This is a genomic window from Rhodococcus sp. T2V (assembly GCF_029269925.1).
In the GTDB taxonomy this organism is placed as follows: domain Bacteria; phylum Actinomycetota; class Actinomycetes; order Mycobacteriales; family Mycobacteriaceae; genus Rhodococcus_F; species Rhodococcus_F koreensis.
In genome coordinates this window covers 81,620-93,958 of the sequence record NZ_JARJBD010000025.1, presented here as the reverse complement: position 1 = coordinate 93,958, position 12,339 = coordinate 81,620, and the positions used below count along the sequence as shown (strand labels likewise).

11 protein-coding genes and 1 riboswitch are annotated in these 12,339 nt (G+C 70.4%); all 11 genes read right to left on the bottom strand.

What is annotated here, in order from left to right; translation table 11 throughout:
- Positions 1–3: 3 nt before the first annotated feature.
- Positions 4–1,146 carry an LLM class flavin-dependent oxidoreductase gene (locus tag P3H15_RS21890; protein ID WP_276139179.1) on the bottom strand — a complete coding sequence of 381 codons (1,143 nt, stop codon included), beginning with the start codon at positions 1,144–1,146 and terminating at the stop codon, positions 4–6.
- Positions 1,143–2,057 carry an LLM class flavin-dependent oxidoreductase gene (locus P3H15_RS21885; RefSeq protein ID WP_276139178.1) on the bottom strand — a complete coding sequence of 305 codons (915 nt, stop codon included), beginning with the start codon at positions 2,055–2,057 and terminating at the stop codon, positions 1,143–1,145. The genes P3H15_RS21890 and P3H15_RS21885 overlap by 4 nt, the downstream gene beginning before the upstream one ends.
- Before the next feature lie 2 nt (positions 2,058–2,059).
- Positions 2,060–2,857, bottom strand: a complete 798-nt coding sequence (locus P3H15_RS21880; protein ID WP_276139177.1) for a DUF1684 domain-containing protein — start codon at positions 2,855–2,857, stop codon at positions 2,060–2,062.
- Positions 2,854–4,218: an NtaA/DmoA family FMN-dependent monooxygenase gene (locus P3H15_RS21875; protein WP_276139176.1), complete on the bottom strand. Its 1,365-nt coding sequence runs from the start codon at positions 4,216–4,218 to the stop codon at positions 2,854–2,856. The genes P3H15_RS21880 and P3H15_RS21875 overlap by 4 nt, the downstream gene beginning before the upstream one ends.
- A gap of 4 nt (positions 4,219–4,222) precedes the next feature.
- Positions 4,223–5,359, bottom strand: a complete 1,137-nt coding sequence (locus P3H15_RS21870; RefSeq protein ID WP_276139175.1) for an LLM class flavin-dependent oxidoreductase — start codon at positions 5,357–5,359, stop codon at positions 4,223–4,225.
- The gene (locus P3H15_RS21865) at positions 5,352–7,010 is read right to left on the bottom strand and encodes an ABC transporter ATP-binding protein (RefSeq protein WP_276139174.1); all 1,659 of its coding nucleotides are present in this window, start codon (positions 7,008–7,010) and stop codon (positions 5,352–5,354) included. Before P3H15_RS21865 ends, P3H15_RS21870 begins: the two co-directional genes overlap by 8 nt.
- A complete protein-coding gene (locus P3H15_RS21860; protein ID WP_276139173.1) occupies positions 7,007–7,927 on the bottom strand; it encodes an ABC transporter permease in 921 nt (306 codons plus the stop codon). Before P3H15_RS21860 ends, P3H15_RS21865 begins: the two co-directional genes overlap by 4 nt.
- Entirely contained in the window at positions 7,920–8,912 is a 993-nt protein-coding gene (locus P3H15_RS21855; RefSeq protein ID WP_276139172.1) for an ABC transporter permease, read from the bottom strand. Before P3H15_RS21855 ends, P3H15_RS21860 begins: the two co-directional genes overlap by 8 nt.
- A 3-nt stretch (positions 8,913–8,915) precedes the next feature.
- The gene (locus tag P3H15_RS21850; protein ID WP_276139192.1) at positions 8,916–10,547 is read right to left on the bottom strand and encodes an ABC transporter substrate-binding protein; all 1,632 of its coding nucleotides are present in this window, start codon (positions 10,545–10,547) and stop codon (positions 8,916–8,918) included.
- Positions 10,548–10,703: 156 nt separating this feature from the next.
- Positions 10,704–10,787 carry a putative leader peptide gene (locus P3H15_RS55530; protein WP_310794466.1) on the bottom strand — a complete coding sequence of 28 codons (84 nt, stop codon included), beginning with the start codon at positions 10,785–10,787 and terminating at the stop codon, positions 10,704–10,706.
- Between the two features lie 4 nt (positions 10,788–10,791).
- Positions 10,792–10,885: riboswitch (SAM riboswitch) on the bottom strand.
- Between the two features lie 46 nt (positions 10,886–10,931).
- On the bottom strand, positions 10,932–12,326 hold the full coding sequence (locus P3H15_RS21845) for an NtaA/DmoA family FMN-dependent monooxygenase (protein WP_276139171.1): 1,395 nt from the start codon (positions 12,324–12,326) through the stop codon (positions 10,932–10,934).
- Between the last annotated feature and the right edge of the window lie 13 nt (positions 12,327–12,339).

The window sequence follows — 12,339 nt, the reverse complement described above, 5'->3', positions numbered from 1 at the left end:
GTCTCAGGCGGCCAGCAACCCCGGCAGTCCCCACTCCGCCGCGAGCAGTTCGTAGGAGCGCAACCGGTCGGTGTGATCGTGGGTGACGCTGGTGATCACCAGTTCGTCGGCGTCGGTGAGCCTTCGCAGACTGTCGAGTTTGTCCGCGACGGTGGCCGGTGCCCCCACGAACTGGGTGATCAGCCGGTCCTCGACGAGCGCGCGTTCAGTGTCGCCCAGCGGGGCGGTGTGCGCGGGGTCGGGGTACGGGATCGCGCCGTGCCCACTACGGATGCTGTGCGTCCAGTGCCCGAACGTCGACGCCAGTTCCTGCGCGGTCGCATCGTCCTCCGCCACGACCGTGTCGGCGGAGACGACGACGTACGGCTTCGGCAGACTCGGCGACGGGCGGAACGCGGCGCGGTACGCCTCGACCGCGTCGAGGGTCGTCGACGGGCTCACGTGATAGTTCGCGCCGAACGGCAGCCCCAGCCTGCCTGCCAGTTCGGCACTCGGCCCCGCGCTGCTGCCGAACACCCACACCTCCACGTCCGCGCCCTCACCGGGACTCGCGTGCAGCTCGATCCCGTCCGGGGTGCGGTACGTGCCGCCGAGCAGTGCCAGGATGTCGTCGACCTGCTGGTCGAATGCGGGCGACAGCGCGCCGGGCTGCTGCAGGACCGACTGCGCCGCCGCGAGCCGCGGGGACAGCAGGAGCCCGGACGGGTCGAACGGCGCCGGGATCACCACGCCGTCGCGGATCTCGGTCTCCCGGCGGGGCGGGGCCGGCTGGTTGTTGCGTTCGGCAACCGCTTTCAACGCCTCGGCCCGCCGCTGACCCGACCGTCCGAGCCCGAGGTCCAGGCGACCCGGGTACAGCGCGTCGACCGTGCCGAACGCCTCGACGACGGCGGCCGCGGTGGTGTGCCCCAGCTGCACGGCTGCGGCACCGATCCGGAGCGTGCTGGTCGCCGCGGCCAGGATCCCGACGAGCACGGCCGGCGAGGAACTGGCGACACCGACGAAGTGGTGCTCGGCAACCCAGTACCGCTTGTATCCCCACGCCTCGGCGTGCCGGGCGAGGTCGACGGTGTTCCGCAGCGCCGTGCGGGCGGTGGCGCCCTCGCTGACGGGCGACAGATCGAGAACGGACAACGGAGTGGTCATGAGGGCACTTTCTGGAGAGAGCGGGGATTGACGGCACGATGGCTGGGCGGGGCACCGAGTCCGAGGTGCTGCCGCAGCGTGGCGGTGGTGTAGTCGGTGCGCAGAACACCACGGTCCTGCAGCAACGGCACCACCGTGTCGACGAACGGGTCGAGTCCGTCCGGGGTGGGAAGGGAGGGCAGGACGAAACCGTCCGCGGCGTCCTCGCGGACCCACCGGACGATCCGGTCCGCGACGGATGCGGCGGTGCCCGCGAACGTCGCGGTGAACAGGACCTTCACCGCACCGGCGGGCCTGCCTGCGTCGACCGTCCGGCGCGCGACGTCGGTGTAGGCAGCGCGAGCGGACTCGAACGTGCCCAGCGGAGCGAGGATCACGTCGCCGTGCCGGGCGGCGAGATCCCGGGCTTCCGGGCCGTCGCCGGACACGATCACCACCGGTTGCGCCTGCGGGCTGCGGGGGACGGTGAAGCGTCCGCCGATGTCGAAGTGCCTGCCCCGGTGATAGAACGCGCCTGCGGTGGGGTCCGACACGAACCGCCCCGCGCCGCGGTCGAGGGTCACGACGCCCTCGGCCCAGGAATCCCACAGGGTGCGGGCGGTGCCGACGAACTCGGCGGCCCGTCCGCCGGCAGGGGCCACGGTGTTCCACGCCGCCCTGCCGCCGGACAGGTGATCGAGCGAGGCGAACCGGCGGGCCACGTCGAACGGTTCGGCGGAGGTCGTGTCCAGCGTCGCCGCGAGCCCCACCGCGTCCGTGAATCCGGCCAGCGCGTTCGCCGCGGTGACGCCGTCGGCGAGGAAGATGTCGAACCGTCCTCGCTCCGCGGTGCGGGCGGCGTCCGCGAGGACGGCGAAATCCGTCCGGCCCGCGGGCGCCGCCGCCCCGAGCACGACCTGCTTGTCGGTCATGCCTACCGCGGGTTCTTCTCGCCGGCCTCGACCGCGAGCGTCAGCCGGTTCTCGGCGGGCGCGACCGGGCAGGTGGCGTAGTCGGTGAACGCGCACGGCAGGTTGGACGCCCGGTTGAAGTCGAGGATCACCCGGCCGTCCGCGGCGGGGGCGTCGACGGCCAGTGACCGTGCCGCGGGGTACGTGCTGACCCCGCTGGTGGCATCGGTGAACAGCACCTGCAGCCCACCGTCCTTGCCTGCGAACGCGACGAGTTCGTATGCGGCGCCGTCGTACTCGAAGGCGAGTGACCCCAGCGCCGTGTGGTGGTGCTCGAGCCCTTCGACGACGGCACCCGTCGTCACGACGCGGGACTGCGGGAACGGGGTGAACGTTGCGGGTACCGCCCACTGCCGCGCCGGGAGGAACGCCGGGATGCCGGTGAACGCGGCGAGGGTGGCGGCCTCGGGGTCGTGGATCCGCAGGGCGACGTCGCCGGTCCGGCGGATCACCTCGACAGTGCGATCACCGTGGCGCACGAGCAGACCGGGGGCGCCCTCCTGCGGTGCGAGCGTCGCCGTGCCGTCGACCGTCTCGCCGTCGATCTCGAGCCCGGCGTCGGCTGGGGCCGTGACGATCAGGCCGTCCGCGTCGGCCCGCCACTGGCCGGGCAGGTCGGGGAACGTGGTGTCGGTCTCGACGAGCCAGTGCAGCGCCGTGAGGCTCAGCCAGCCCAGCGGTTCGCGGAAGTAGTCCTCGCGCGCCGAATGCCAGTCCTGCCAGCCCTGCTCGAATGTCGCGTCTTCGGTGACTGCGGTCATGATGCCCGAACTCCTTCTGTCTGATGATGCGGATGGCGCAGTCCGAGATGGCTGCGCAGGGTCGTCCCCGAGTACTCGGAGCGGAAACTGCCGCGGTTCTGCAACTCCGGGACCACCTTCTCGACGAACTCGTCCAGCCCGGCCGGAGTGAGGTGCGGTACCAGGATGAAGCCGTCGCACGCGTCGGCCTGCACGTAGCGGTCGATCTCCTCGGCCACCTGGGTGGGAGTTCCGACGAACTGCTGGCGGGTGGTGACGGCGATGATCAGTTCCCGGATGCTGAGTTTCTCGGCTTCCGCCTTCGCCCGCCACTGGCCCGCGATCTCGCGCGGGTCCTTCGCGTGACGGACCCGGCCACGGGTGATGGTCGAGTCTTCCGCCGGTTCGACGTCCGGTAGCGGTCCGTCCGGGTCGTACCCGGAAAGATCACGCCCCCAGACCTGTTCGAGGAACGCGATCGCGGTCTGCGGTCCCACCTGCTGATGCCGGATGTGGTCGGCGCGTTCGGCCGCGTCCGCCGCCGAGTCGCCCAGTACGAACGTCGCGGCGGGCAGCACCTTGAGGTCGTCGTGGCCTCGCCCGTACTTCGCGAGTCTGCCCTTGACGTCCGAGTAGAACTTCCGGCCGTCCTCGAGTGACCCGTGGATGGTGAAGATCGCGTCGGCCTGAGCGGCGCCGAATTCGCGGCCCTCGTCGGAATCGCCGGCCTGCAGCAACACCGGGTGACCCTGTGGGCTCCGGGGAACGGTGAAGCGTCCCCGGATGTCGAACTGTGCGCCGGAGTGCGTGACCTCGCGGATCGACTGGTCCGGGGCGAACACTCCCCGGGCGCGGTCGATCTGCAGTGCGTCCCGATCCCAGCTGTCCCAGAACTTTCGGGCTCCCTGGATCACTTCGCCGGCGCGGACGTAGCGGTCGGCCTTGTCGAGATATCCTCCGCGCCGGAAGTTCTCCCCCGTGAACGCGTCCGAGGACGTCACCATGTTCCAGGCGGCCCGGCCACCGGACAGGTGGTCGAGGGAGGCGAATTGCCGTGCCAGCTCGTACGGTTCGTTGAACGTCGTGTTGATCGTCCCGGCCAGGCCCAGATGGGTGGTCGCTCCGGCGAGTGCGCCGAGCACCGTCAACGTGTCGGGGCGGCCCACCACGTCGAGGTCGTGGATCCGGCCCCGGTGCTCGCGCAGGCGCAGGCCCTCGGCGAGGAAGAAGAAGTCGAACAGGCCGCGTTCGGCGGTCTCCGCGAGGTGCACGAACGAGTCGAAGTCGATCTGACTCCTCGATGCGGGGTCGCTCCACACGGTGGTGTTGTTGACGCCGGGAAAGTGTGCGGCGAGATGAATCTGCTTGCGCTGGTTGCTCATGATGTCAGTCCTGTCCGGCGAAGCGGTTGGCGGGACGGGTGAAGCCGAGTCGTTCCCGGAGCAGTCCACCGCCCGGGGCCGGGTCGTGCGAGCGCAGCAGGGGCAGGACGCTGCCGGTGATGGCGTCCAGGCCGGACGGCAGCGCCAGCGGCCGCAGGGTGACGCCGTCGACGTCCCCGGTGGCCGTCACGTCCGTGATCAGCCGGGCCAGACCCGGCGCGTCGCCGCGGTAGAGAACCGACGCCGGCTCGTACCGGGCGCCGGACCAGTTCTCGAGTTGCGCGAGGTCACGTTCGGCGGCGTCGGCGGTCTCGGCGATCACCACCTCGACGTCGAGCAGGATCCGCAGCGTCGCGGGGTCGCGACCGGCCTCGGCCGCCGCGCGCCGCACCCGGACCGCGACGCCGCGCGCCGCGTCGACGGTGGGCGCGTCGATGCGGATCACGTCGGCGCGTGCGGCGGCGATTCGGGTGGAGTGCTCGTCCCGCGCACCGATCACGATCAGCGACTGCCCCTGCGGCGACCGCGGTGTGATCGACGGACCCTTGACGGAGAAGTGGTCTCCCTCGAAATCGATGTAGTGCAGCTTGTCCCGGTCGATGAAGCGGCCGGTGGCCACGTCGCGGATCTCGGCGTCGTCCTCCCAGCTGTCCCACAGCAGGCCGACCACCTCGATCGCGTCGGCCGCCTCCGCCCACAGACTCTCGGCGTCCTGCGCGTCCTTGCGCCCGAACAGATCCGCCTGGACCTGACCGGAGGACACGTCCACCTGCCACCCGGCCCGGCCGCCCAACGCGTGGTCGAGGCTGGCGATCGCCTTGGACACGTGGAACGGTTCGGTGTGCGTGACGGTCACCGTGGGGACGAGGCCGATGCGCTCGGTGGACGCGACGGCCCGGGCGGTGATCGCCACGGCGTCCAATTGCCCACGCTGATCGGCATGTCCGGTCGTGGCGATCGCGAACGAATCGCCCACGAGGGCGAGGTCGACTCCGGCCGAGTCGGCCTGCCCGATCAGGCCGGTCCAGTAGTCGGCGGTGAACAGGTCCTCGGCGCGCGAGTCCTGGCGCCGCCAGGACTGCGGATGAATCCCGGTGCCGTACAGATCGACGGCGACGATGCGGCGGTGTGGCTCAGGCATGAATCGATTCCTCCAGCTGTGCGGAACGTGGGCGCCCGACGGACCGTCCCGGGATGGCGTCGAGCAGTTGCCGGGTGTAGTCGTGGCGCGGGTTGTCGAAGATGTCGGCCGCGGTGCCCGATTCGACGATGCGGCCGGACCGCATCACCGCGACCGTGTCGCTGATCTGCCGGACCACGGCGAGGTCGTGCGAGATGAAGAGGTAGCTGAGCCCGAGGTCGCGCTGCAGGCTCTCGAGCAGTCCGAGGATCTGCGCCTGCACCGAGACGTCCAGGGCCGACACCGGTTCGTCCAGCACGACGAGTTCGGGGCGCAGAGCGAGCGCGCGGGCGATGGCGACCCGCTGGCGTTGCCCGCCGGACAGTTCGGCCGGCCGGCGTTCGAGGTAGGTGCGCGGCAACGCGACCTGTTCGAGTAGTTCGGCCACCCGCGCGGCCCGCTCCGCCCTGGTTCCGACACCGAACGCACCGAGCGGTTCCGCGACGATGTCCGCGATCGCCAGCTTGGGATCGAGGGAGGCGTACGGGTTCTGGTACACGATCTGCACCCGCCGGCGCAGTGCCCGCAGCGCGCCGCCGCGCAGAGCGGTGATGTCCCGGCCGTCGAACTCGACGCGGCCCGCGGTGGGAGACTCCAGCCGGATCGCGATCCGGGCCACCGTGGACTTGCCCGACCCGGACTCCCCCACCAGCGAGAGAGTGCGCCCGCGGGGAACCTCGAACGACACGTCCCGGACGGCGTCGATGGACGCGCGCCGGTCGATCCGGAACGTCCTGGACACCCCGGACACGCGCAGCAGGACGTCGGGGCCGCCGCTGCCCGCCTCCTCGCCGCGGGTGCGTTCCTGTCCCACCGACAGGCTCGGCGCCGCGGCCAGCAGGGTGCGGGTGTAGTCGTGTTGTGGGTTCTCGAGGATCTGACGGGTCGGGCCGGCTTCCACCACCTCGCCCTGGCTCATCACCACGATCCGGTCGGCCCGGTCGGCCGCGACACCCAGATCGTGCGTGATCAGCAGGACCGCGGTGCCGGATTCGGCGATCCGCGCGTCGAGATGATCGAGGATCCGGCGCTGCACGGTGACGTCGAGGGCGCTGGTCGGTTCGTCCGCGATCACGAGTTCGGGGCTGCACGCCAGCGCGATCCCGATCAGGACGCGCTGCCGTTGCCCGCCGGACAGGTCCTGCGGGTACTGCCGGGCCCGCACCTCGGGCTCGTCGATCCCGGCCTCGGCCAGAATGTGCACCGCCTCGATGCCTGCCGTCCGCCGGTCGGCGAGACCGTGGATCCGGAGCACCTCCGCCACCTGGGCGCCGACCCGCAGGACCGGGTTGAGCGACGTCGTCGGGTCCTGCGGAACGAGGCCGATCCGGGCGCCGCGGACGCGTTCGAGTGCGCGTTCCGACTTGGTGTCGAGACGCTCACCGTCGAACGTGACGGTGCCTGCGACGACCCGCCCCGATCCGCTGAGCAGTCCGAGAATGGCGTGCGCCGTGGTGGATTTTCCGGAGCCGGACTCGCCGACCACGGCCACCACTTCACCGCGCGCGACCGTGAGGTCGACGCCCTGCACGGCCACGACGGGTTCGCTCGCGCTCCCGTACGCCACCCGCAGTCCGGAGACCTGCAGCAGCGGAGTGTCGTTGGCGCTCATCGCACTTCTCTCTGTTCGAGTGCATGCCCGAGCCGGTGCGCCGACAGCACGACGGCCACGATCACCAGTCCGGGCAGGGTTGTCATCCACCACGCGGTGGCGAGGTAGTTCCGTCCCTCGGAGATCAGCGAGCCCCATTCCGGGGTGGGCGGCACCGCGCCGAATCCGAGGAAGCTCAGCGAAGACACCGCGAGAACCGCCATGCCGAATTCGACTGCTGCCAGCGCGACGACGGGTGCGTACGAGTTCCGCAGCACGTGGCGGCGCAGCACCGTGTGCCAGCGGACACCCGACGCGAACGCGGCCTCGACGTACAGCGACCGCCGCACCCGCAGCACCTCCGACCGCATCACGCGGGCGAAGTTCGCGATCAGCGACACGCCCACCGCGATCGCGACGTTGACCGTGCCGAATCCCAGTGCGGTCACCAGTGCCAGCGAGAGCAGCAGCGCGGGAATCGAGAGGAGGACGTCGACGACCCGCATCAGGACGGCGTCCAGTGTGCCGCCGAGGGCGCCGGACAGCAGTCCGATCAGCGAGCCGGATACCAGTGCGATGCCCACGGCCAGCAGTGTCGCGGTCAGTGACAATCCGGCTCCGTGCACCACCCGGGTGTAGACGTCGCGGCCGATGTTGTCGGTGCCGAACCAGTGTGCGGCACTGGGCGCCTGCAGTTTCTGGGCGGGCACCCCGACCAGCGGGTCGCCGCTCGCGAACACCGACGGCGCCACCGCGAACCCGACCGCGACGAGGAGCACCGCCGCCGAGGCGACGAGCACGAGGTTGCGACGCCACCACGCCACCACGCGGCGTCCGCGGCCGTGCGGACGGGGCGCGATCGCGGGAGGCGCTTCGACCGGCGGAGGGCCGAAACCCTCGGCCTCCTCGATCAGTTCTCTGGTGAGGATGTCAGACATGAACCTTCTCCTCCTCTTGCGCGACGCTCTCGCTGCGCTCGGAACTCCGTCTGCCCTCGACGATCCTGGGGTCGATCAGCGGGTAGAGCAGATCGACGGCGAGGTTGACGAGGACGTAGACGAGCGAGCTCAGCACCACGATGCCCTGGACCACCGGAATGTCCTGCGCCATCACGGAAGTCTGGGTGAGCCGCCCCACCCCGGCGCGGGAGAACACCGTCTCGACGACGACCGATCCCGCCAGCAGATTGCCGACGAGCACACCGGCGATGGTGAACGCGGGAATGCTCGACAGGCGCAGCGCGTGCCGGGTCTGGATCTGCCATCGCGACGCCCCCTTCGCCCGCGCGGCCTCGATGAACGGCTGCCGCCACGTGGTCTGCAGACTCGCCGCGAGCACCTGGGCGATCACCGCCCCGGTCGGGAGTGCGAGCGTCACCGCGGGCAGCACCAGCGTCGCGACCCCCTGGTCGCCGAACGCGGGGAAGGCCTTCAGCCGGAACGAGAACAGTTGCAGCAGAATCAGGCCCACCCAGAACGTCGGCACCGCGACACCGAGCGGGGGCAGGGAGAACAGCAGGTTCCGCACCCAGTGGACCCGCGTGTAGGTGGCGAGGAATGCGACCCCCGCCCCGAACACGACGGCGAGGACCAGCGCCGCGGACGCCAGCGCGAGAGTGCTGGGCACCGCGTTGCCGATGGCCTCGGTCACCGACTGCCCGGTGGCGATCGAGTACCCGAAGTCACCGCGGACGGCGTGGCTCAGCGAGTTCCAGTACTGCACCCACACCGGCTGGTCGAGTCCGTACCGCGCCTGCAGTTCCGCGACGGCCGCCGCGTCGACCGTCGTCCCGGTGGACGCCGAGTCGACGGCGATGCTCACCGGGTCGGACGGCAGGAGGAACAGCACGGCGAACGACACGGTGAACGTCGCCCACAGGACGGCGATCGCCTGCAGCACGCGGAGTCCGAGGTAGCGAATCATGGGTCAGCGTCCACTGATCCAGGTGTCGAAGAACTGGAGCCGGGCCGAGGCCTCGAACTTCAGGTCCTGCACGTTCGGGCCCGCGCCGATCGCCTGCGACAACTCCACCGTGGGGATCCACAGGCCGTTGTCGAGGACCTGCTGCTGGGCGTCGGCGACGAGCGCGCTCCGCGCGGCGGGATCGGTGGTGGCGAGCTGCTTCGCCAGCACGTCGTCGAGCGCGGGAATCGGGCCGCGGCTGTTCAGGTTGCGGCCTTCGAGCCCGAACTGGGTGCGCAGGATGTCGCCGTCGGCTCGGGTGCTGTTGTAGTAGGTGGCATCGAAGTCCTTGGAATTCTGGCGGGCGGTGGCCTCCGGGGTCGACACGAGGTCGAGCTGCAGGTCGACTCCGACCGCTCTGAGCTGCTGCTGCACCAGTTCGAGGATGGCCTGGTTGCCAGCGAACACGGAGCTGAACAGCACGGGGAAGGCGAGCTTCTGACCACCCTTCTCGCGGATGCCGTCGGCGCCGGGCACCCAGCCCGCCCGATCCAGGATCGACTTCGCCTTCTCCGGGTCGTACGTCACGTCCGGCAGTGCCACGTAGCCCGGGGTGCGGCTGGCCAGGGTGCTGGTGGCCGGCTTGAAGTTGGGGCCGAGCACGGTGTCGACCAGTTCCTGCCGGTTAATCGCCGGCACCAGCGCGCTGCGCACGACGGGGTCGACGAGCGGTCCGCGGGTCACGTTGGGCTGGAAGCCGAACGGGGTTCCTGGATTCGAGGTGGTGAGCACCTGCCCGCCCGCACCTTCGATCTGCGGGGCGTCCTGCGGCAGCGCGTCGCTGATCGCGTCCAGCTGTCCCGAGGACAGGCTGCCCGTGCGGACGCCGGATTCGGGGACGACGGTGAACTCGATGGTGTCGAGGTAGGCCTCGCCGTCGTGGGCGAACACGTCGGAGCCCCAGTTGTATCCGGCGCGCTTGGTGAGGGTGACCGACTTGTCCTGCTGGTAGTCGGCGTACGTGAACGGCCCGGTGCCCGAGATGTTGCCGGTGCACCGCTCTTCGGCGGACTTCGCGACGGACGCGTCGGACAGGATGCCGAGCTGCGGGGTGGACGACGCCTGGAGGAACTGCGCGTTGGGTGCGGCGAAGTCGACCTGCGCGGTCTGCGGGTCGATCACGGTGGTGCCGGTGTACCCGGTGAGGTAGCTGGCGCCCAGTGCGGCCTTGGCCCCGGTGAGGGTGTTCACGATGGCGTCGAGGTTCTTCTTCACCGACTCCGCGGTGAAAGGTGTTCCGTCACTGAACGTCACCCCCTCCTTCAGGTGGAACGTGAAGGAGGACGCGTCGGCGTCGGTGTCCCAGCTCTCGGCCAGCCACGGCTTCAGTTCGCCCGTCTCCGGGTCCTGGTCGGTGAGCGAGTCCACCACCTGCCGAGCCACGTAGATCGTCTGGTTGGTGCCCGACTGCGCGGGATCGGCGCACGTGGGCGCCTGGGACAGGCCGTAGCGGAGGGTGCCGCCGGGCTGCGGCGGGCCCGCGTCCGCGGAGGAACTGCTGGAGCCGCCACCGCAGGCGGTGAGCGCCGTGGCCAGCACGGCGGCGGCGCCGATACCTGCCGCGATGCGGCCGCGGTGGAACGAGGACAAAGGCACTGATGGCACCGAGAAACTCCGTGATCTCGAAGAAGTGCCGTGCGCGCTGCCCGTCGAGTGGGCAGCGCTCACGCGCACACAAAAGTGAGGGACACCGGATCCGACGCGGATGCGGTGTGTGGAGCAGGAACCCCGGGCACAGGCCGGGGTGTCAGGTCAGCTGTGACAGATCGAGGTGGACAGCCGGCAGAGATCGACGTGCAGGCGCCCCCAGGCGCTCACGAAGCCTTCGGTCAACATCGTTCCTCCATCGATCCCGGCGGTAGCACCCGCACCCGCAGGGCGGGGGGTTGCTGCGACGTCAACGAGCCAGGTCTCTCGGTCGCTCTGGATGGTCGTTACCGAGTGTAAGAGATCGCCGGTCGCCGCGCCACACGGCCCCCGCTACCCGACCGCCCGCCGGGGCGGGAGTTCCCGTCGCGACAGCGGCGGGCGGAGGCCGAGATGCTCACGCAGGGTCGAGCCTTCGTATTCCGTTCGGTACGAACCGCGCTCCTGCAGTTCGGGCACGAGCAGGTCGACGATCTCGTCGATTCCGGTGGGCACCAGATACGGAGAAATATTGAATCCGTCGGTGGCTCCGCTGCGAACCCACCGGGTGAGTTCGTCGGCGACCTGCCCGGGGGTGCCCGCGAATCCCGACCGTTGGGTCGTCGCGATCGCGACCTGCCGCAGCGACAGGTTCTGCGCCTCCGCCAGGGCCCGCCACTCGCGGGCGATGGCGAGCGGATCCTTGCCGTCGCGCGCGGCCCCGCGGGTGACGGAGATCGGCGCGGGCACCGGATCGAATTCGGGCAGTGGACCGTCCGGGTCGCGATCGGACAGATCACGGCCCCACACCTGCCCGACCAGCGACAGCGCTGTCTGGCCCGTGTACTGGCCTTCGAGGACCCAGCGGACCTTGTCCTCCACCTCGGACGCGTTCTCCGCGAGCACGATCTGGGTGCCGGGGAGAATCTTGACGTCGTCCTCGGGGCGTCCGGCTCGGCGCAGTCTCGCCCGGATGTCCTCGGCGAATGCGAAAGCGTCGTCGAAATGGGTTCCGTGCCGGGAGAAGATCACGTCGGCGTGCGCGGCCGCGAAGTCCCGGCCCGCCGGTGAGTCGCCGGCCTGGAAGATGACGGGATGGCCCTGGGCGCTGCGCGGCAGGGTGGGGGTGATCGTGACGTCGAACTGCGACGTGCGCCGCGTCACGTCCTGCACACCGCCCGCGGTGGTCCAGGACGGCGCCTCGGTGCTCGTCGCGACGGCGCCGTCGGCCCACGCGTCCCAGATCGCCCGCGCGGTGTCGAGGAACTGCCCGGCCCGCTCGTACCTGTCGGCGTGATCGAGGAAGCCGCCGCGCCGGAAGTTCTCACCGGTCCACGCGTTGTCCGTGGTGACGGCGTTCCAGCCGGCGCGTCCGCCGGACAGCAGGTCCAGCCCGGACAGTCGCCGGGCGAGGTCGGCCGGTTCGTTGTACGTGGTGTTCTGGGTGGCCACCAGCCCGATGTGCCGGGTGATGCCGGCCAGCGCCGAGAGCTGGGTGATCGCGTCCGGCCTGCCCACGATGTCGAGATCGAGGATCTTGCCTTCCTGTTCCCGCAGGCGCAGTCCCTCACCCAGGAAGAAGGCGTCGAACAGGCCCCGCTCGGCGGTGTGTGCCACCCGCCGGAACGTTTCGAAGTCGATCTGCGATCCGCTCGTCGGATCCGACCAGATCGTCGTGTGGTTGACACCCTGGAAGAAGACCCCGAAATGCACCTGGGCATCGGGCCGGGCGTACGAGTTGTCGGTCATGATCTCCACAACC